The organism is Peribacillus tepidiphilus (assembly GCF_009466385.1).
Classification (GTDB): domain Bacteria; phylum Bacillota; class Bacilli; order Bacillales; family DSM-1321; genus Bacillus_BN; species Bacillus_BN tepidiphilus.
Window position 1 is genome coordinate 305,029 of record NZ_WIAQ01000002.1, and the last position, 19,501, is coordinate 324,529.

General features: G+C 36.2%; 24 protein-coding genes. 20 read left to right on the top strand and 4 right to left on the bottom strand.

The window, feature by feature from the left end; all coding sequences use genetic code 11:
* Positions 1–60: 60 nt before the first annotated feature.
* The 4 genes from GD441_RS02890 (at position 61) to GD441_RS02905 (ending at position 2,753) form a co-directional block, all read left to right on the top strand.
* A complete protein-coding gene (locus GD441_RS02890; protein ID WP_153123481.1) occupies positions 61–630 on the top strand; it encodes a 5-formyltetrahydrofolate cyclo-ligase in 570 nt (189 codons plus the stop codon).
* On the top strand, positions 620–1,414 hold the full coding sequence (locus GD441_RS02895) for a DUF92 domain-containing protein (RefSeq protein WP_153123483.1): 795 nt from the start codon (positions 620–622) through the stop codon (positions 1,412–1,414). Before GD441_RS02890 ends, GD441_RS02895 begins: the two co-directional genes overlap by 11 nt.
* A gap of 143 nt (positions 1,415–1,557) precedes the next feature.
* Complete coding sequence (locus tag GD441_RS02900; protein WP_153123485.1) at positions 1,558–2,514, top strand: L-lactate dehydrogenase; 957 nt, start codon at positions 1,558–1,560, stop codon at positions 2,512–2,514.
* Positions 2,515–2,567: 53 nt separating this feature from the next.
* A complete protein-coding gene (locus GD441_RS02905; RefSeq protein WP_153123487.1) occupies positions 2,568–2,753 on the top strand; it encodes a hypothetical protein in 186 nt (61 codons plus the stop codon).
* Positions 2,754–3,093: 340 nt separating this feature from the next.
* On the opposite strand, the gene GD441_RS02910 is transcribed toward GD441_RS02905, so the two are convergent.
* Positions 3,094–3,951, bottom strand: coding sequence for a hypothetical protein (locus tag GD441_RS02910; RefSeq protein WP_153123489.1), 858 nt, complete (start codon positions 3,949–3,951; stop codon positions 3,094–3,096).
* Positions 3,952–4,125: 174 nt separating this feature from the next.
* Here GD441_RS02910 and GD441_RS02915 point away from each other — a divergent pair, with 174 nt between their 5' ends.
* The 5 genes from GD441_RS02915 (at position 4,126) to GD441_RS02935 (ending at position 10,552) form a co-directional block, all read left to right on the top strand.
* Positions 4,126–5,583, top strand: a complete 1,458-nt coding sequence (locus GD441_RS02915; RefSeq protein ID WP_153123492.1) for a spore germination protein — start codon at positions 4,126–4,128, stop codon at positions 5,581–5,583.
* 93 nt (positions 5,584–5,676) lie between these two features.
* Positions 5,677–5,886: a YqgQ family protein gene (locus tag GD441_RS02920; protein ID WP_153123494.1), complete on the top strand. Its 210-nt coding sequence runs from the start codon at positions 5,677–5,679 to the stop codon at positions 5,884–5,886.
* 47 nt (positions 5,887–5,933) lie between these two features.
* Complete coding sequence (locus GD441_RS02925) at positions 5,934–6,899, top strand: ROK family glucokinase (protein ID WP_153123497.1); 966 nt, start codon at positions 5,934–5,936, stop codon at positions 6,897–6,899.
* 379 nt (positions 6,900–7,278) lie between these two features.
* Positions 7,279–9,171, top strand: a complete 1,893-nt coding sequence (locus tag GD441_RS02930) for an LTA synthase family protein (RefSeq protein WP_225434117.1) — start codon at positions 7,279–7,281, stop codon at positions 9,169–9,171.
* Positions 9,172–9,370: 199 nt separating this feature from the next.
* Positions 9,371–10,552: a M14 family metallopeptidase gene (locus GD441_RS02935; RefSeq protein WP_153123499.1), complete on the top strand. Its 1,182-nt coding sequence runs from the start codon at positions 9,371–9,373 to the stop codon at positions 10,550–10,552.
* Between the two features lie 368 nt (positions 10,553–10,920).
* Here GD441_RS02935 and GD441_RS02940 read toward each other — a convergent pair whose 3' ends face one another.
* On the bottom strand, positions 10,921–11,094 hold the full coding sequence (locus tag GD441_RS02940) for a DUF2759 domain-containing protein (protein ID WP_153123501.1): 174 nt from the start codon (positions 11,092–11,094) through the stop codon (positions 10,921–10,923).
* A 259-nt stretch (positions 11,095–11,353) separates the two neighbouring features.
* Between GD441_RS02940 and GD441_RS02945 the strand changes: the two genes are divergently transcribed.
* Together GD441_RS02945 and GD441_RS02950 are read left to right on the top strand one after the other, a co-directional pair.
* Positions 11,354–11,989 (top strand): MBL fold metallo-hydrolase, encoded by a 636-nt coding sequence (locus GD441_RS02945; protein ID WP_153123503.1) that lies wholly within the window; start codon positions 11,354–11,356, stop codon positions 11,987–11,989.
* A 171-nt stretch (positions 11,990–12,160) separates the two neighbouring features.
* A complete protein-coding gene (locus GD441_RS02950; protein ID WP_191992085.1) occupies positions 12,161–13,267 on the top strand; it encodes a class I SAM-dependent methyltransferase in 1,107 nt (368 codons plus the stop codon).
* Positions 13,268–13,346: 79 nt separating this feature from the next.
* Here GD441_RS02950 and GD441_RS02955 read toward each other — a convergent pair whose 3' ends face one another.
* The gene (locus tag GD441_RS02955; protein WP_153123507.1) at positions 13,347–13,592 is read right to left on the bottom strand and encodes a DUF2626 domain-containing protein; all 246 of its coding nucleotides are present in this window, start codon (positions 13,590–13,592) and stop codon (positions 13,347–13,349) included.
* A gap of 86 nt (positions 13,593–13,678) precedes the next feature.
* The gene (locus GD441_RS02960) at positions 13,679–14,380 is read right to left on the bottom strand and encodes a helix-turn-helix transcriptional regulator (protein ID WP_153123509.1); all 702 of its coding nucleotides are present in this window, start codon (positions 14,378–14,380) and stop codon (positions 13,679–13,681) included.
* 360 nt (positions 14,381–14,740) lie between these two features.
* Here GD441_RS02960 and comGA point away from each other — a divergent pair, with 360 nt between their 5' ends.
* Genes comGA through GD441_RS03000 form a run of 9 tightly spaced genes read left to right on the top strand, consistent with a single transcriptional unit; the run spans position 14,741 to position 19,427 of the window.
* Positions 14,741–15,808 carry a competence type IV pilus ATPase ComGA gene (gene comGA / locus GD441_RS02965; protein ID WP_153123511.1) on the top strand — a complete coding sequence of 356 codons (1,068 nt, stop codon included), beginning with the start codon at positions 14,741–14,743 and terminating at the stop codon, positions 15,806–15,808.
* Positions 15,795–16,826, top strand: coding sequence for a competence type IV pilus assembly protein ComGB (gene comGB / locus GD441_RS02970; protein ID WP_191992086.1), 1,032 nt, complete (start codon positions 15,795–15,797; stop codon positions 16,824–16,826). The genes comGA and comGB overlap by 14 nt, the downstream gene beginning before the upstream one ends.
* Positions 16,827–16,838: 12 nt before the next feature.
* Positions 16,839–17,138: a competence type IV pilus major pilin ComGC gene (gene comGC, locus GD441_RS02975; protein WP_153123515.1), complete on the top strand. Its 300-nt coding sequence runs from the start codon at positions 16,839–16,841 to the stop codon at positions 17,136–17,138.
* Positions 17,125–17,586, top strand: a complete 462-nt coding sequence (gene comGD / locus GD441_RS02980; RefSeq protein WP_153123517.1) for a competence type IV pilus minor pilin ComGD — start codon at positions 17,125–17,127, stop codon at positions 17,584–17,586. Before comGC ends, comGD begins: the two co-directional genes overlap by 14 nt.
* Entirely contained in the window at positions 17,558–17,881 is a 324-nt protein-coding gene (locus GD441_RS16960) for a hypothetical protein (protein WP_191992087.1), read from the top strand. The genes comGD and GD441_RS16960 overlap by 29 nt, the downstream gene beginning before the upstream one ends.
* The gene (comGF, locus tag GD441_RS02985) at positions 17,841–18,299 is read left to right on the top strand and encodes a competence type IV pilus minor pilin ComGF (RefSeq protein WP_191992088.1); all 459 of its coding nucleotides are present in this window, start codon (positions 17,841–17,843) and stop codon (positions 18,297–18,299) included. The genes GD441_RS16960 and comGF overlap by 41 nt, the downstream gene beginning before the upstream one ends.
* Positions 18,286–18,666 carry a competence type IV pilus minor pilin ComGG gene (gene comGG, locus GD441_RS02990; protein ID WP_153123522.1) on the top strand — a complete coding sequence of 127 codons (381 nt, stop codon included), beginning with the start codon at positions 18,286–18,288 and terminating at the stop codon, positions 18,664–18,666. Before comGF ends, comGG begins: the two co-directional genes overlap by 14 nt.
* Before the next feature lie 9 nt (positions 18,667–18,675).
* Entirely contained in the window at positions 18,676–19,194 is a 519-nt protein-coding gene (locus tag GD441_RS02995) for a shikimate kinase (protein WP_153123524.1), read from the top strand.
* A 56-nt stretch (positions 19,195–19,250) separates the two neighbouring features.
* Complete coding sequence (locus GD441_RS03000; RefSeq protein WP_153123526.1) at positions 19,251–19,427, top strand: YqzE family protein; 177 nt, start codon at positions 19,251–19,253, stop codon at positions 19,425–19,427.
* Positions 19,428–19,501: the final 74 nt, after the last annotated feature.

The window sequence follows — 19,501 nt, forward strand, 5'->3', positions numbered from 1 at the left end:
ACAGGAGGTATCCTGTTGTTTTTTTTTATAAATAGATATAGGGAGATGGCATATATATAAATGGAAGAGAAAAAAATTGTTCGTAACCAAATCCGGCAAAAATTACATAGTATGTCCAAGTCATCCTATGAAAAGCGATCCTCTCTGATTGCACAAAATGTTAGAAATTTGAAAGAATGGGAAGAAGCAAAGTTAATCGCTATTACCATTTCGAATTTTCCTGAAGTCGATACTCGCCGTATGATCGAGAATGCTTGGATGGATGGGAAAAAGGTAGCAGTACCAAAATGCGAACCAAAATCCAAAACGATGCATTTTCGGAAACTGGAAAGTTTTGAGCAGCTAGAACGTGTATTTTTCGGATTATGGGAACCTATTTTAGAAAAAACGGAGCTTGTAGAAGATACTGACATTGATTTAATGTTCGTACCAGGATTGGCATTTAACCGTAAAGGGTACCGACTAGGATTTGGAGGTGGATATTATGACCGATATCTATCCAAATATAGCGGTAAAACAGTATCTTTGGCATTTTCTGATCAACTGTTAGATCATATACCGGTCGAAAGTCATGATTTGCCAGTTGATAAAATTATCACTCCGAATGAGGTAATTGTTTGTGAACATTGAAAATCTTTTATATGCGGTCCTTATTTTGATCACAGCTTTTGCAGGTTATTTAGTCAAATCGTTGACGCTCTCTGGTGCTATTGCCACAGTGTTGATCGGTGCGTTCACCGCGATAGGCTTCGGATGGAAGGGGCTGCTCATATTAGGATTATTTTTTGCAAGTTCAAGCTTTTGGTCAAAATATAAAAAACGACAAAAAGATCGAGTGGATGAAATAAATGAAAAAAGCGGAAGAAGAGATTGGATCCAAGTATTTGCAAACGGAAGTACGTCAGCATTCTTTGCTTTTGCTTATTTCTTATTTCCTCATGACTTTTTTTTAGCTGGTTTTCTTGTAGCTATTGCCGCAGCTAACTCCGATACATGGGCATCTGAAATTGGTGTTTTAAGTAAACAAAAGCCCATTTTTATCCTAACAGGAAAAAAGGCAGACCCAGGCACATCAGGTGCTATATCACCTTTAGGAACCGTAGCAGCTTTTGGGGGAGCAATGGTGATCGCTGTATGTTCCGTTTATCTTTTAAGGCTTCCTGTAGATTTTTGGTTGTTTTTTATTGCTGTATTTGGATTTATCGGGAATGTTTTGGACACACTATTAGGGTCGATGATTCAGGTAGAATATCAATGTGTGAAATGTGGTCTCAAAACGGAGAAAACGCTTCATTGCCAAGAAAAAACCATACATATCAAAGGACTTGTCATGATGAATAATGATATGGTTAATTTTCTGTCTATTACTTTTGCAGCTCTCTTTTCTATTGTTTTCCTTATCATTATTTCGTAAATAAATGGCAGATCTTTCCTGTTTTTATGAACTTTGTAACAAAATCTCAACATATAAAACGCTTACCTAAGTCCAAAAATGCTTGAGCCTATATTACAATTCAAGGGGATTATAAAGTTGTAATCAAGAAAGGCGGTTTTATGATGAAAAAGAAAGTGAATCGTGTCGTATTGGTTGGAACAGGCTTTGTAGGAAGCAGCTATGCTTTCGCTTTATTAAATCAAGGAGTAACAGAAGAGCTTGTTCTAATTGATCTAAATAAAGAAAAATCCGAGGGGGATGCGATGGATTTAAACCATGGACTTCCATTTGCCCCTTCTAGAACGAGAATTTGGTTTGGTGATTATTCAGAATGTAAAGATGCAGACATTGTTGTATTAACCGCAGGAGCAAACCAAAAGCCAGGTGAAACACGTTTGGATTTAGTCGAGAAAAACACAAGAATTTTTAAGGGGATCGTTGATCAAGTAATGGCTAGCGGATTTGATGGCATTTTCTTAATTGCGACGAATCCGGTAGATATCTTGACATATGCTACTTGGAAGTTCTCTGGTCTTCCAAAAGAACGTGTCATCGGGTCTGGAACGATTTTAGATACGGCACGTTTACGTTATGAGCTAGGTGAGTATTTTAACGTTGATACTCGTAATGTTCATGCTTATATTATTGGCGAACACGGTGATACCGAGCTTCCAGTTTGGAGTCATGCAAATATTGGAGCAAAGCCACTTGCTGAAGCACTTGAACAGAAAGAGGATTATAAACAAGAAGATCTTGAAGAAATATTTGTCAATGTTCGAGATGCTGCCTATCAAATTATTCAACGAAAAGGTGCAACCTTCTATGGGATTGCAATGGGACTTGTCCGAATCACAAAAGCAATCTTACAAGATGAAAACTGTATTCTAACAGTATCCGCTTTATTAGAAGGTCAATACGGACATGAAGATATTTATATTGGGGTACCTTGTATTGTAAATCGACAAGGTATTCGCGAAATTGTTGAATTAAACTTAAATGAGGAAGAAAAACAGAAATTCTCCCATTCTGTTGAAGTACTAAAGAAAACAATGAAACCAGTGTTGGAATCCATTAAATAAATTCATAAAAAGTCCCTTCTTTCAGCAAAATAAGGAAAGGAGGGATTTTTTATATGATAAAAATGCTGTTGAAATTGATGTTCATTGGATTCATTACCTACTTTGGCTATCAATACAGGTATCGTTTAGTAAATATGATTTTGAGTGTTCCTTTTATTAGAAGGAGTGTTGTAGCATCTTCTATGAATTTACCCTTCTTGAAAGATAAGATGCTTGAAAGCATATTTAGATATGAATAGATTTTTCATGGCGACATTGCATATCCCACTATAGGGTTACAGCTTGTCGCTTTTCTTTTCCTACTGTATAGACTAGCCCTTGTAAAGGAAGAGGATTATGCTCCTACATCCTATTTTTTACTTGGGAATATTGAAATCGACAACAAAAATCGATCTAGAGCAAAAGAGCTTTATTTAAAAGCCATTCAGCAAAAGGAATCATTTCATCAGGCTCATTATCATGTTGCTCTAGTTTATCTCGAAGAAAAAAACATGGAAAAACATTATCATGCAGATAGAGCCCATGAATTAAAACCTTCAGAACCAATCTATAAAAAATTGAAAACACAAATAGATGAACTTATAGTAACTGGGCAAGAAGGATAGGGCTTCCGTCTTCAGCAAGTGTCACAACAAGCAGCTCTTTTAAATTTTTATTTAGAAGCAATAAGGGAACCGTGCTGTTTATTGGATTTAGAACAGTGCCGTTCTCTTTTTTTATGTTGATTACGTAGTTTTTATAAAGACCTTCCCAAAGCTGTCCAATTGTCTCAGCACGTTTGGATTCAGTTAAGCCGGAAAAAAATACAGCTTCCTGATTCTTAAGTTTAGTAAGCGGGAGAACTTTATAATGCTGTAGATTCAAGGAAAAGGAATCTGCGGCTTTTTGGAGTGTTTGCTCCTGCAATTGTTGAACCATAGAATCTGTTCTGTTTTTAAACTTCACCTCTTCGTCTGTAAATGGCCTTGAAAACGCATGAAAATCTGCCCCGCTTGAATCCATCACATACAGAAATGCATCTGATAGTGATTGTGCACTCCTATAGGTCTCCTGTGTAGGATGTAACTCAGCATAATGAAAGCTAATCCCTTCTAAGACACCATCATTTGATAGGGTGAAAGCTTGCTCTTGATTTAAAGATTGTTTATTCTGCTCCCAATCTTTTTGGATCCCGATTAGTTTTCCGTTTAAATAAAGTAATCCTATATCCTGACGTAAAAAAGCATTTTTGTCCAGTTGGGATGATACGGTCCAATCTACTCGATATTGATCTTTTTTTTCCTCAGCGGCTAAATGAGTCTTGCTTTTCAAAAACGTAACAGATGGATCAATGGGAAAATAAATGATCGTTTCTTTTACAGGTTTATAGGTAAAGAAAATGGTCAGTCCAGCTGCTAACATTACGACAAGAAGAACTGTTTTTTTCCAATTTCGCATACACAACATCCCCTTACATAATCGTTGTATCATCATATGAGGAAATGTAGACAAGTATGCCTAAAAGGGGATAGACAAGGTTTCAAGTCCATCGATCATGTATGTTTGCCATTTATTATGTCAAAGCTGTTAGATAGCATTTTGGAAGATTTTGATAAGAGGTGTATACATTACATGAACCAGACAAAAAAAATGGTATCTACAAAATTGGAAGAGAATCTTGCCTATTTAAATGAGACGCTAGCTGTAGAAAAAAGCTTTGATGTCATCAGGCTTGATGTGGAATATGCCAAAAGAAAAATGGCTTTGTTTCTTATAGACGGTTTTGCAAAGGACGATATACTACTTTTTTTAATGAAGGTGCTATTGAAACTATCGGAAGAACAATTATCTGATGAACCGCTTGAAAAGCTGTTAAAAACCTACATTCCATACATAGAGATCGAGGCAACAGATGACTTAGATAAAGTGGCAGATACTGTTTTAGCTGGACCAACCGCTTTGGTCGTAGACGGTGTAAATAAAGCAATACTGATTGATGCAAGAACATACCCTGTGAGAGGGCCACAAGAGCCGGATATTGAGAGAGTGGTAAGAGGGGCTCGTGATGGCTTCGTTGAAACGATTGTGTTTAACACGGCTTTGACAAGAAGAAGGATTCGCGATCGTACTTTGCGAATGGAGTATATGCAAGTTGGAAGACGTTCGAAAACGGATGTCGTCGTTTGTTATATAGACGACATTGCCAATCATGAAATTGTGCAAAAGGTGAAAGATTCCATTGTAAAAATAGATACAGACGGACTACCGATGGCTGAGAAGACTATTGAAGAGTTTATTTCAGGGCAACATTGGAACCCATATCCTACTGTTCGATATACAGAAAGACCAGATACTGCAGCTTCTCACTTATATGAAGGACATGTTGTGGTTTTTGTAGATGGCTCTCCAAGTGCGATTATAGCTCCTACTACCTTTTGGCACCACCTGCAGCATGCCGAAGAATACAGGAATAAGCCGATTATTGGAGCTTACTTGCGCTGGGTACGATTTTTGGCGGTTTTTGCATCTGTTTTTATTTTGCCGTTATGGTACCTTTTTACGACTAACCCAGAATTATTACCCTCCACTTTACGTTTTATCGGTCCGAATGAAGAAGGAAATATTCCTCTCATTATTCAATTTCTAATCATTGAAATTGGCTTAGATATGCTAAGGATGGCTGCTATTCATACTCCGTCTGCACTTGCAACTGCGCTTGGTCTCGTAGCTGCACTAATGATTGGAGGAGTAGCAGTGGAGGTAGGCTTACTTACTAACGAAGTCATTCTTTATTTATCATTGGCAGCGATTGGAACCTTCGCTACTCCAAGCTATGAACTTGGTCTTGCCAATCGTCTTGTCCGTCTGATGTTATTGTTGTTAACGGCTATCTTTAACCTTTATGGCTTCATAATTGGTATGACAGTATGGATTGTTTTCTTGTCAAGAATGAAATCTTTCGGAGTCCCTTATATGTGGCCGTTTATCCCATTCTCCTACCGTGCATTTAGAGACGTCCTTGTACGGTCCCCGATTCCATTAAAAAACAGGCGCCCGAAATTTTTGCATCCGAAAGATCCAGACAGATAAGATAAGGATTTTTTAAAAATTTTCTTCGTCCTTGAGTGTTTATTTCCTTTGAATTATACTTAAGTAATGGAATACATACGGATGAGGGAAACTATGAAAACGATTTATGATGTCCAACAGCTTTTAAAAAAATTCGGTACAATTATATATGTTGGTGAGCGTTTGGCTGATTTAGAGTTGATGGAAGAGGAATTGATTGAGCTTTATAAATCTCAGCTTATTGAAAGCAGGGATTTTCAGACTGCGCTGTTGCTATTAAGACAAGAAATACAAATCGAACGGGACAAATTGAATGTTCATTAGAAAACAGGGGAATTGAAACTTGCATTAAAATATAAAAGGTGAGATACATGGAAAAATGGCTAATGGGTGTTGATTTAGGCGGCACTACAACAAAACTGGCTTTCATCAGTCTTTATGGAGAAATCAAACACAAATGGGAAATACCCACAGACACTTCAAATAGCGGAAAAAACATTACAACCAATATTGCAAAAGCGATTGATGCAAAGTTAGAAGAGCTTGGTGAACCAAAAAGCCGCTTGCTCGGTATTGGAATGGGAGCTCCCGGACCGGTAAATATGATCAACGGCGCAATTTATGAAGCGGTAAATCTTGGTTGGAAAGATTATCCTTTGAAAGATCTTCTTGAGATGGAAACCGGATTGCCGGCAATCATTGATAATGATGCCAATCTTGCTGCTCTCGGAGAGATGTGGAAAGGTGCAGGGAACGGAGCGAAAGATTTAATCTGTGTCACACTTGGTACAGGTGTTGGAGGAGGTATCATTGCTAATGGACACCTCTTACACGGAATAAGCGGGGCAGCCGGGGAAATTGGGCACATCACAGTTGTGACCGAAAACGGCGCACCCTGTAACTGCGGTAAAAAAGGCTGTTTAGAAACAGTTGCATCAGCCACTGGGATTGTCCGACAAGCTATGGAGGCTATCAAGGGAAATAATCATTCTTCACTTGCTAAAAAACTAAGTAGAAACGGGTTCATCACTGCTAAGGACGTTTTCGATAGTGCCAAAGATGAGGATCATCTCGCTAAAGAAGTACTAGACAAGGTTGCCTATTATTTAGGCTTCGCTCTTTCTAACTTGGCCAATGCCCTTAACCCTGAAAAAATTGTAATTGGCGGTGGAGTTTCTAAAGCAGGAGATGCGTTGCTTATTCCTGTTAAAAAATATTTTGAGGAACTTACTTTTCCTCGTGTAAGGAAATCGACAGAACTGGCCATTGCGACACTGGGAAATGACGCAGGAGTGATTGGAGCAGGGTGGCTGGTAAAGACAAATTTTGGTGATTGATTTTTAAATGAAAGATGGTATTATAGCGATTGGAGCTTTTCTTTTTTTAGAGGAAAGCTCCTTGTTATGTCTCGAAAATATAGATGTGCTGCCTTATATCATGATATTTCAGAAAGGATGATTCGTAATTTTACGAATTTATTTTTTTTGAAACTTTTTCAGGTTTAGCTCGTCTAATAATAGGGTAAAGAGAATAACAATGAAAATACCATTTTACCTTCTTATTGTCATTTTCAGTTTGCTTTTTTGTAAAAAAAGTATTAAGATTTTATCATTGATTGTAGATAAACCGACTATAAACCTTGCTCACATATACACAATATAGAGATCAAGCTCCCATATAAAAGGGATGACTTGATGAAATGAGGAGGAACGACAAGTGAACCAATTGAAAAAATATTTTTCTTCAAGAAAAATTTCAATCATTGCAGTAGCAATTGTGCTTTTATGGTTCAAGACTTATATAGCCTATAAAACTAGTTTTGATATTAAAATTGAAAACTGGAAGCAAGAATTCATACTTTTTATTAACCCATTAAGCTTCCTGTTATTCTTTTTAGGAATTGGTTTGTTCTTTAAAGAAAAAAATCGAAACCGATATATTATGATTACAAGCTTTATTGTATCGTTTGTATTGTTTGCAAACGTAGTTTTTTATCGATTTTTTAATGACTTTTTAACCATTCCTGTATTATTCCAAACAAGCAATATGAGTGACTTGGGTGGAAGTGTACATGAATTGTTAGAGCCAACGGATATTTTATTTTTTGCCGATTTGTTCGTATTGTATGCATTGATGAAATGGAAGCCTTCTTTCATTGTAAATCGTGACTATACAAAAGTTAGCAGAAGAGCTTTCTTCCTAGTTGCCATTGCGATTGCGTTCTTTAACCTTGGATTAGCTGAAACAGAGCGTCCGCAGTTATTAACAAGAACGTTTGACCGTGAGATGCTCGTGAAAAATATCGGTACGTATAACTACCATATATACGATGCGTTCTTACAATCCAAATCATCAGCACAAAGAGCTTTGGCAGATGGCAGCGAACTTGCGGATATTGAAAACTACATTCGTGCAAATTATAAAAAGCCAAATGATGAATTATTTGGGATTGCAAAAGGTAAAAACTTGATTTTTATCTCAATGGAATCCACCCAAAACTTTGTTATTAATCAGAAGGTTAATGGGCAGGAGATTACACCATTCTTAAATAAGTTTATTAAAGAAAGTTATTACTTTGATAACTTCTATCATCAGACAGGTCAAGGAAAAACGTCTGACTCTGAGTTTCTAGTGGAAAATTCTCTTTACCCATTAAGTCGCGGGGCAGTATTCTTTACTCATTCTCAGAATGAATACAAAGCTTTGCCGGAAATTTTAAATGAACACGGCTATTTCACTGCTTCGCTTCATGCGAATAATAGAAGCTTCTGGAACCGAGATATCATGTACAAATCTCTTGGATATCAAAAGTTCTATGATATGGACTATTATGATGTAAACGATGAAAACTCTGTTAACTGGGGTTTAAAAGATAAAGAATTCTTTGAGCAATCTATTGCTCATTTAAAAGAAATGAAAGCAATGAACAAACCGTTCTATGCGAAATTCATTACGCTAACGAACCACTTCCCGTTCATTCTTGATGAAGAAGATCGTTCAATTGATGAGTACAATTCAAACTCAAAAACGTTGAATCGTTATTTCCCGACAGTACGCTATACAGATGAAGCAATTGAGCAGTTTATTAACCGTTTGAAAGAAGAAGGTTTATATGAAGATTCTGTTATTGTCATCATGGGTGACCATTATGGAATTTCAGAAAATCACAATGAAGCAATGGCTCAATATTTAGGCAAAGAAATTACACCATTTGAGTCTGTTCAGCTTCAAAGGGTGCCATTGATCATTCATGTTCCTGGTCAAAAAGGGCAAACCATTCATACAGTTTCAGGACAAATTGATGTAAAACCTACTCTTCTTCATTTATTAGGAATCGATAATAAGAATAACATTGAATTCGGTGCAGATATTTTCTCTAAAGAAAAAATGGATTTTGCAGTTCTCCGTGATGGTAGCTTTATTACAAAGGACTATGTGTATACAAGAGACATTTGCTATGATAAAGCTACAGGACAGCCGACTGATGATAAGGCATGTGGGCCATTCATGGAAAAAGCTAAGCAGGAGCTTGAGTACTCAGACAAAATTATTTACGGAGACTTGCTCCGCTTCTATTATAACGATAAATCGAATCAGGTAAAAAAATAAAAGATTGGCCGACAGGCCAATCTTTTATTTTTTGTCAGTCGAGGAACAAAACCGTGCGAGGAGCGGAGTTATCCCAAATGGTAATGAGCACCGGAGTAGGGTTCGTGACGATGAATGCGAGCGTTTCCAGGCAGTCTGAAACATCATTTTTCCCCCCTAATCATATGGTGATAACAGGATGTTGAGAGGGGGCAAAAGGATGGAAGTTCATGGTAGAAAAGGAGATACGCTGCAATACTACAGTCAACTTTTCACTATACCTTACAGACTAATTTTAGATTCGAATCCACACATTCAATCAAACGATGACCTCAACGAAAAAAGGGTAAAAATACCTGGATACACTACAATTACTGTGAATAAGGATCGTAATGATTCAATATCTGAAATATCAAGTAAATACAATATCTCAACAGATGCGCTTTTATTAGTAAATAATAAGCTAATCGGCAAAAAAATCGAACAATCAATTTCTATTCCCAAAAAAATAAAGAAGCCTTTGATTTATAAAAAGGCATATACGTATGAACAATTATGTAATGACTTACAGGAGCTTAAAGAGCAATTTCCATTTATTAAAATCAATATAATTGGAAGAAGTGTATTGGGTAAAGAAATTTATGAGATTCAAGCTGGAAAAGGAATGAACTGTACTCATTATAACGCAGCTTTTCATGCCAATGAATGGATTACGTCAGCCATATTAATGAAATGGTTAAATGAATGGTTGTTGCAACTAAATGAGGAATCGAACAGTGACGATCATTCCTACTTTAATTTATATTTACAAAAAAGAATCTCCGTTGTTCCCATGGTAAATCCGGATGGTGTTAACTTAGTCTTAAACGGAATACAGGCAAGCGACAATAAGTATGACGTTAAGCTAATGAATGATGGAAAAGATGAGTTCACACATTGGAAAGCAAATATACGTGGTGTGGATTTAAACAACCAATTTCCTGCTAACTGGGATATTGAGAAGGAAAGAAAAATCCCGAAAGAGCCATATTTTAGGGACTATCCTGGGGATCAACCATTAACTGAGCCAGAAGCTATTGCTATGCATGACCTTGTAAAAGAGAATCATTTTGATAAGGTCATTGCACTTCATTCCCAAGGGAAAGAAATATATTGGGGTTATGAAGGGTATGAACCTTCCCATGCTTGTTTTATTGCACAATGTTTTGAAAAAATGAGCGGATATAAGGCGATACAATATGTGGATAGTCATGCTGGCTTCAAGGATTGGTTTATCCAAGCATACAGAAAACCAGGTTTTACTTTGGAGCTAGGGAAAGGAATTAATCCATTGCCACTCTCTCAATTTGATGACATTTATTGTGACACTGCTCCGATTTTGTATGCCGGTATATACTTGTAGGCAAAAGGATGGCTTTTATGCAATGTTCAAGGACGCATCTTGATTCCAGCATCTGAGTTCATGTATAAATGGAAATCTCATAAACTTGGTGAAGGGACAAAATACTAGTTAGGAAATCACCTTGAACATCTCATCTAGCTAGGAAGTGACAAAAATACTTTCATTTTCTTCAAATAAAAAATCCTTGAAGATTCTCCAAGGATTTTTTATGCTTTATTCTAAAGCGCTTCCTAATTTTCTTTGTCTTGCCTCAAGCGCCAGCTCTTCAGGGAAAATAACCATCCTCCTGAGAAGTGTTTAGGACTTCTTAAGTTGAAGAACAATGCTTCATCAGGTCGTTGACGTTCCTTTAGGCGGTCGTTTTTCTATTAATGGGCAACTGGATATCCGTGATGGATCACAGTCATAATTGTGAACCAGCCAAATACTGCTACCGTGCCAGCGGCAAAAAACAGTCCAAGGAAATTCTTGTTTTTAAGTGCACTAAATGCAGCAAATACGGCAAGAAGAGATACAAGACCGAAAATAAAAACTAATCCCATGCTCTAGCCCCCTTACATATGAAATAAACGTTTCTTTTGCACATCATTTGTGCAATTCAGAATAATCTTCTAAAATATGTAGTAAAAGATTGCATTCGTTAATATTTTATAGTTTTTTTCAAATTTTGTCGAGGTTTAAAAATGACACTTCTATGTCATAAAATGATTATTGAAAACAAAGATAAATGACAATGTTATTCAATTAGATTATATTTTTGTTAGGATTCCCAATTTGATACGAACTTAGGAGATGAAATGAATGGAATGGAAGCAGATTCCACTTGGCCCTTTGCAGACAAATTGCTATATTTTATGGAATGAAAAAAGAGAATGCATAATCTTTGACCCAGGAGATCAGCCGGAACGAATAAAAAAGTTTGTGAAAGAAAATAACCTAGTTCCAATAGCGGTTCTGTTAACGCACGCACATTTTGACCATATTGGTGCATTAGATTCAATCAGGGATGAATTTAAGATAGAGGCGTATCTCCATCAAAAAGAAGCCTCCTGGCTTAGTGATCCATCACAAAATCTTTCTCAACTCTTTATGCCTAATAAACAAATTATTCAAAGAAAAGCCGAGAATCATTTAAAAGAAGAAGGTAGCTTAAAAATCGGTTCATTTTCATTTCAAGTGCTTGAAACTCCCGGTCACTCACCAGGGAGCGTGTCGTTTTATCACCAAGAGTCAAGCACTGTTTTTTCCGGAGATGCCTTATTTCAAGGCAGTATTGGGAGAACAGACTTACCTAAAGGAAACCAGGCAGAACTGATCGAAAGCATCCATACTAAGCTGTTAACACTTCCAGAGGAAACGATTGTTTTACCAGGACACGGACCAGTTACGACGGTTGGTCAGGAAATGGATCACAATCCGTTCTTAAATGGTTTTTAAAAAAGAGGAACAATTTGGAAAAATAGAAAAACCCTTCTCCAGTGAGAAGGGTTTTTCTGGGGGATGTTCTATTCATATAATGGGAGGGGATATAGTTAAGCTACTATATAACAGTACTTTATAATAAAATTAACACTATGTCAATAGTAAATACATATGTTAGGAGAAAAAATGGAAAAAATCTTATTTGATTTAATAGAAAGTAAGAGTTCAAAGAAAATACATTATAAAGAATTCATCGAAACTGCACTCTATCATCCTACTAAAGGCTATTATCAACGTAATGTCATTAAAATTGGAAAAAACGGGGATTTTTATACCAGCAGCAACGTGGGGGATGTATTTGGCCGGACACTAGGAAGATGGTTTGCATATTGCCTTGGAAATTTTTCAATTGAACCGGTGATCGTTGAACTGGGAGGAGGCACAGGAAAGATTGCTCAAAATATACTCTCTTTTATGAAAACACATCATCCAACACTATTAGAGAAATTGAAATATATCATTGTTGAGAAAAGCCAGCATCATCAAAATATTCAAAAGCAACTGCTTTCAAAATGGAATCAAGTTGAATTTTACACGAATATCGAGTCATTAGGAGAGCTAAATGGCATTATTTTCTCAAATGAATTGTTTGACGCCTTTCCTGTCCATGTTATTGAAAAACGGCAAAATATTTATTATGAAGTATGGATTGTAAAAGGAGAGAATGGATTAGAAGAACACCTTGAGCCCCTATCTGATAAGGGGATATTAGACTATTTAAAAACATATGATATCAAGCTTAAGAACAATCAAAGACTTGAAATTCCTCTTCCAATGATGGATTTTTACGAATCACTTGTACAAAAGCTTGAGAGGGGAATCTTATTAAGTGTGGATTATGGGTATACAAACGAAGAATGGAACGATTCTCTCCATCGAGAGGGCAGTTTAAGAGGTTATTACCAGCATAAAATGATAAGAGATGTACTTAAGCATCCGGGAGAAATGGACATTACACACCATATCCATTGGGACAGTCTTATGCAATGTGGTCTAAATTATGGATTTCAATATAACCTATTAATGGAGCAAACGGAATTCTTGATTTCATGTGGAATATTAAAAGATTTGGAAGAAACATTTGACCCAAATCCTTTTTCAGAAGCAAGCAAACGGAACCGTGCAATCAGAAGCCTCCTTATGCCTGGAGGGATCAGTTCGTATTTCAGGGCATTGGTTCAATGTAAAAATGTAAAGGGTTGTGACAGAAATCTTTTTCCAGAAAAGGTGTAGAGTGTTTGATTCTATAGGAATGTGTCCTTTCTTATAAAAAAACCCTTGAAACTTTTGTTTCAAGGGTTTTTTATGTAAATTAATGTCCGCCGGCACCAGGCACCATCATAAATGTTGTCCAATAAGTAAATCCGGCGAAGAAGATGGTTAAATACGCACCAAAAACGTATATGTACATACGTTCAGACAATTTTAGATAGCTAAGAAGAATAAAAAATCCTGTTTGTCCAAAGAAAATTAATGATGTTGTATGCATATGACCAAGATAAAACATCACCGCAAAAATCCCTGTCCAAAAACCAAGAACTCTGTACATGCGCTCCACTATGTATCCCTCCTTTGTTCCCCGTTGTATTCATCACTAAATAATTATAAATGACAAAGTTAGCCAATGTAAAGGATCGTTTGTTTCTACTTTGTGACATAAGCTTGGTATGTACAGGTTTCGCATCCTGAAGTCATGTTTTCTTTTTCAATCAGCTCAACGGACTGAAAAAGTGATTCAAACATACCTTTTAAGAAAGCGTAATGCATGGAGCAAATAGGATCTGCTTGATTCATAGCAATTTCTTTAAACGGACAGTTGAAAATTTGAAAGTAAATTTTCGTTTGATCTTCACTTGCATGAAATTCCGGATAGAAGCCAGCTACGGTAGCAGCGCTTTTTAGAATATTTAATTTTTGATCAAATGATAGTTCTCTAGGATCATTTTGACCGGAAGTTAATTGTTGTTCAATTAGTTCCTGACCGAACATTTTTCCAGTTTCAAACAAAGCTTTTTTACCTGCATCGCCCATTTTTATCATGGTTTGAATAGCAATTTTCGAAAGCAGTTGATAATCACGATATGGAAAATGAAGCTGTATCACATCGTCTGATAAACGGTAAAGTCTGCTAGGTCTTCCGCCTTTTCCTGTCTTTTTCGTTTCCGATACAAGCATGTTCACATCCTCTAGCTTGGATAGATGTAAACGTGCTACGTTAGGATGGATATTGAAGGAATCGGCAACCTCCTGCACAGTTACTTCATTATGTCGTTTTGTGATGTACTGATAAATATAATATCTAGTCGGATCACTCAATACATTTGTAATTTTTAAAGTTTGTTCCATCCCTTTCACCTCAGACTTCAATTGTTAATTCCATTATAATACAGTTGTAAAAACATTGGAACGTTGATAACAGAAGTAAATGTTCCAGATTAGTGAATGTTCACAAATATGATAAAATTTATGTATGAATTATTATACAAATACTATACAATTTATGCACAATGTGGAAAATATGAAAAAAGGTTTACAAATGAGAGGCTAGATTAATAGAACCATACCCTATGTATAAGTTAACCAACCAATAGATTTTTCGTTATGATTGTTGCCGAAATGGTCCAAAAAATTTTTAAAGAATTTTGAAGGATTTTGTAAATATTCGTCGAAATGTTGATGTAGAAAAATAAAATGAGGTGATGTTTATTGATTTCAGTTGAAAAGACAGCAGAAAAAATTCTCACATATGCCATGAAATTTTCTGCTTCCGACGTCCACATTTTTCCACGAAAAGATGACCCGATGATCCAATTTCGGGTTGAAAACCGTCTAATCCCTCTTGAATTTTTGAAAATTTCTCATCTAGACAAGCTTATATCCCATTTTAAGTTTTTGGCTTCTATGGATATTGGAGAAAAACGGAGACCTCAAACGGGTTCCTTTACCCACTATTACAACGGTCAGGCGATCGGCTTACGATTATCCACACTTCCAGCCTTAAACTCAGAAAGTCTCGTAATCCGGCTCATTCCACAGCAAAACATTCTGCCTCTCACACAACTCTCACTGTTTCCTAGGACAGCAAAAAAATTAATGGCCTTAATGCAGCATTCTCACGGTTTGATTATTTTTACAGGACCTACTGGATCAGGAAAGACCACTACCTTATATTCATTACTACATTACGCTAAAGAGCACATCCAACGCAATATCATTACCCTAGAGGATCCAATTGAAAATCAAACAGAAGATGCAGTTCAGGTCCAAATAAATGAGAAAGCAGGTATTACCTATTCCGTAGGCTTGAAAGCGGCCTTAAGACATGATCCAGACATTATTATGATTGGTGAAATTAGGGATGCGGAAACAGCAAAAATTGCAGTTAGAGCAGCGCTTACGGGACATCTGATATTAACAACTATGCATACAAGAGACGCAGAAGGAGCCATATACAGGCTGTTAGAATTCGGAGTGAGCAAGCTTGAGATCGAACAAACCTTGATTGCTGTGACAGCCCAGCGTTTGGTCGAATTATATTGTCCCTTATGCGGAGAACACTGTTCGCATTACTGTAGCTTTAATAATAGAGGGAAAAGAGCAGGAATCTACGAGCTCCTACATGGAAAATCATTAGCCAAACTCTTAACTAGATCAGAAGTAGAGCGTCCAGTAAATTGGAAACGTTTGAAGGATGAAATGAACAAGGCTGTTGCTCTAGGTTTTGTCCCTCCAGATGAATATGATAGGTGGATCTATAATAATGAAAATAGTTAAGTGGACGCTTAAAGATCAATCTCTTTTCATGTTAAGATTGGGTGAATTGCTGGAGAATGGGTATACACTCTCTGATGCGATAGAGTTCATAAAATCTCAAGAAAAAGAAGGGCGCCGCGAAACATTAGAAGCAGGATTGAATTTTCTAAAAGCGGGAAATTCACTTCAAGAAATGCTTGTAGAAGTTGGTTTCCATAATAAAATGGTGGATTATATTTACTATGCTGAGCATTATGGTGATCTTTCATTTGCATTAAAAGAAGGAGGATCGTTTTGGAAAAAAAGAATCGATGATTTGGAAAGGTTAAAAAAAGTGTTCATGTATCCTCTGTTTATGCTTCTTTTTATGAGCCTTCTTTTTATATTTCTTCAAAATATTCTCCTTCCTAAATTTATGGAACTCATACAAAATTTCCAGGTAGAACAGACCTCTTTTGTCTTCCATTTTTTAATGTTCCTAAAGATTCTATCGTATTTTCCATATGCTGCAGCCCTTGTATGTATTGCGGGGGTTACCATTTATTTTTTGTGGTTTACTAAGCTTGATCCGATTACTAAGAAGAGGCTGTTGCTTAAAATTCCATTCTTTGGGCCCTTGCTAAAAATTTTAGATACGTACTTTTTTACTTGTCAGCTTAGTAGTTTGTTATCGGGAGGACTTTCAATTAATGATAGCATTTCTCTTTTTTCTAGCCATAACCGACAACCGTTTTATCAAGAGATTTGCCGTCATATTTTTGGAAAACTTACAGAAGGACTTGCTTTAGAAGATATATTCAAAGACTTTCCATTTTTTGTTGATAATTTGAGTGTGGTTATTGCCAGTGGACAAAAGCATGGCAGCTTAGATCGAGAACTATATCACTACAGTAGATTTTTGCTGCAAAATTTAGAAGAACAGATTTCTTCTTATATCAAGATCGTTCAGCCGGTTATGTTTGGAATAATCGGCTTAATGGTCATTTCTATATATTTAGCTGTATTGCTGCCGATGTTCTCAATCATGGATAAAATCTAGGGAGGAATTAAAATGAATGATAAAGGATTTACATTAATAGAAATGCTCATTGTGCTATTGGTTATTTCAATACTATTAATTATAACAATTCCTAATATCGTTAAACAGCAGGCTTCCATTCAACATAAAGGCTGTGAAGCTTTTGCCAAAATGGTGCAAGCACAAGTTCAGTCTTATCAGATAGATAAAAATAAATGGCCTGATAGCATTGAAGAATTAAAAACGGAAGGCTATTTAAAAGAAACCTCTTGTCCTAACGGAGATTCAGTTGCATTAAGTACTGAAGGAGAAGTAACCATTGTCCCAAAATAAGTCTATAAATGGTTTTACCATGGTAGAAATATTGGTCGTATTACTGATTTTTATGATAATTCAGTTTATTGGATGGGCTGCAATTCCCACTGCAAGGGTAAAAGATCGCGCAGAGCCTTTTATGAAGCAGCTTGAAAATGATTTGTATTATATTCAACAGTATGCAATCAGTCATAATATATCACTGTATTTTACAATGAATACACCGATGGGGAAATATTATGCTGGTTCAGAGGAATCAGGCGTACTCCTGGTAAGGGATATTCCGGCAAATATAAAAGTAGAAAAAGGTTCACTCGACCTCAACTTTTATATAAGACCAAATGGAAATTCTTCTAAAGTTGGCAATTGGTATATTCAGACAGACAAACAACTGTTTGAATTTGTTTTATTAATTGGTAAAGGGAGATTTTACTACATTGAACAAAAAAGGATCGATTCTCGTTGATGTTTTAGGTGCGTTAGCTCCGTGTTTCTTATTGGTATTCTTATTGGTTCCGATGTTAGTGAACCTTAAACAGGAGAAACAAAATGTTTTATATAAGATCATGGCAAATCATCTATTATATGAGCAATTACAAAAGGAGGATCTTCAATCCATCGCTACAAAACAAATTCTACATGAGGGGAAAATCTACACATTTAGCATATCCCATCATGAGACAAATCCAAGCTGGCAAAAGGGGTGTATTCAGTATACAGATGCAAAAAATCGTGTACAGGAAATATGTGACATTAAATAATCAGGAAGCTGGATTTACTCTCATTGAAATGTTAATTGCACTTAGTATCGTTTTAATCATTTGTTCTTTGATTTTACATTCCATGATTGTTTTACAACGGTATGAGCGTGAAGGAAATTTCATTCATCCTCGAGAGTGGGAAATTTTTTATGCACAATTCAAACGAGAGATTACTAATTCTCAGAGACAAGAAATGAGTAACGGAAAATTGTTGCTCTATCAAAACAGCGATGTCATCACCATTGAAAAATACCAGGATAAAATTAGAAGAAGGGTAAATAACCAAGGTCATGAAGTGATGCTGCAAAAAATAACGGGTCTTGAGTTTATAAAAAATGGACGACTGATCGTAATAGTAGTGACAGATCAAAACAAACGTTCTTTCAAAGGGGAAGTTAAACCGTATGTTTACGAATGAAAAGGGATCGGTTTTTCTAAGCGTCTTGATTATTTTTTCCATTTTCTGTTTCATGATTGCTTATAGGGCAGAAGAATTTATTTCTGACAAAAAATTTTACAGGGAAACCGAAAGTCGATTAATTTTAGAGCATTTGCTCTTATTGGCACAGAAGGACACGGCGGAGCTTTCATTAAGTGAAATATTTTCAGGTATGGAAGGTATTTTTTTCTATCCGCGAGGAGATGTATATTATAAAATAATAGAACGAAGAGGAGATACTGTCAGTTTTTTGCTTTATGCTACTTCCATTTATAATGGAAAAGCAAAGGCGTTGTATGATTATAATGTAACAAAAAGGAAAATTACAAAATGGAATGAGTATTGAGGTGAAAACGTGAGGGCGATCTATTTAACGGGGTTTATGGGCAGTGGGAAGACAACAATCGGTAAATTGCTTTCAAAAGCAAGTGGCTTGCCAGTATTTGATACAGATGTTTTAGTTGAAGAAAAAGAAGGCAAAAGCATCAAGGATATTTTTTTACAAGAAGGTGAAGCGTATTTCAGAGAGCGGGAATCAGAAATTTTACGAGCATTAAACGGAGAGAATAGGATCGTGACAACCGGTGGCGGCATTATATTAGCAAAAGAAAATAGGGAATGGATCCGGAAAAATGGCTACTGGGTTTATTTGCATTGCGATCCGGAAGAGATTGAGCATAGATTAGTAAATGACACGTCTAGACCGTTATTAGCAGGAGAGAAAAGAGCCAATTTAAGGTCGATCTTTGAGGAACGGTTACCTTTATACAGAGAGGCACCGATACAAGTTGATACCACAAATAAATCTACACAGGAAGTTGTAGAAGAAATCCTAAATGCTTTACAGATTGAGAGTGCTTCCAAGATATTATGAAGACCTAGGTATATCATTGTATAGATATGTTCATACTGCTAATGGGTGGTATGAATATGAATACAAATGATTATGTAAAGTTTTTAACACAGCAATTTGTTCAATATTATAATCAACCAAAGGAACAGCGCAAAAAGCATAGATTAGAAAGAAAAGAAAATCGAACGGATTTTATTAGTGAATGGTTTGGGGTGATCCCCTTTGCGATTATGATGCTGTTTATAAAAAAATAAATATGAGATGAAGCAGACTAGGATGGACGAATCATATGCAATAAAGGTCCGTAAAATCCCAGTCTGTTTTTTTT

Excerpts from the sequence above, each read along its gene's own strand:
- GD441_RS02905 (WP_153123487.1), top strand. The coding sequence starts at position 2,568 with ATGATAAAAATGCTGTTGAAATTGATGTTCATTGGATTCATTACCTAC.
- GD441_RS02940 (WP_153123501.1), bottom strand. The coding sequence starts at position 11,094 with ATGGGATTAGTTTTTATTTTCGGTCTTGTATCTCTTCTTGCCGTATTT.
- comGC (WP_153123515.1), top strand. The coding sequence starts at position 16,839 with ATGAATGATAAAGGATTTACATTAATAGAAATGCTCATTGTGCTATTG.
- comGG (WP_153123522.1), top strand. The coding sequence starts at position 18,286 with ATGTTTACGAATGAAAAGGGATCGGTTTTTCTAAGCGTCTTGATTATT.
- GD441_RS02900 (WP_153123485.1), top strand. The coding sequence starts at position 1,558 with ATGAAAAAGAAAGTGAATCGTGTCGTATTGGTTGGAACAGGCTTTGTA.
- GD441_RS02925 (WP_153123497.1), top strand. The coding sequence starts at position 5,934 with ATGGAAAAATGGCTAATGGGTGTTGATTTAGGCGGCACTACAACAAAA.
- GD441_RS02920 (WP_153123494.1), top strand. The coding sequence starts at position 5,677 with ATGAAAACGATTTATGATGTCCAACAGCTTTTAAAAAAATTCGGTACA.
- GD441_RS02950 (WP_191992085.1), top strand. The coding sequence starts at position 12,161 with ATGGAAAAAATCTTATTTGATTTAATAGAAAGTAAGAGTTCAAAGAAA.
- GD441_RS02890 (WP_153123481.1), top strand. The coding sequence starts at position 61 with ATGGAAGAGAAAAAAATTGTTCGTAACCAAATCCGGCAAAAATTACAT.
- GD441_RS02945 (WP_153123503.1), top strand. The coding sequence starts at position 11,354 with ATGGAATGGAAGCAGATTCCACTTGGCCCTTTGCAGACAAATTGCTAT.
- GD441_RS03000 (WP_153123526.1), top strand. The coding sequence starts at position 19,251 with ATGAATACAAATGATTATGTAAAGTTTTTAACACAGCAATTTGTTCAA.
- GD441_RS02960 (WP_153123509.1), bottom strand. The coding sequence starts at position 14,380 with ATGGAACAAACTTTAAAAATTACAAATGTATTGAGTGATCCGACTAGA.
- comGF (WP_191992088.1), top strand. The coding sequence starts at position 17,841 with ATGCAAAAAATCGTGTACAGGAAATATGTGACATTAAATAATCAGGAA.
- GD441_RS02935 (WP_153123499.1), top strand. The coding sequence starts at position 9,371 with ATGGAAGTTCATGGTAGAAAAGGAGATACGCTGCAATACTACAGTCAA.
- comGB (WP_191992086.1), top strand. The coding sequence starts at position 15,795 with ATGAAAATAGTTAAGTGGACGCTTAAAGATCAATCTCTTTTCATGTTA.
- GD441_RS02915 (WP_153123492.1), top strand. The coding sequence starts at position 4,126 with ATGAACCAGACAAAAAAAATGGTATCTACAAAATTGGAAGAGAATCTT.
- GD441_RS02910 (WP_153123489.1), bottom strand. The coding sequence starts at position 3,951 with ATGCGAAATTGGAAAAAAACAGTTCTTCTTGTCGTAATGTTAGCAGCT.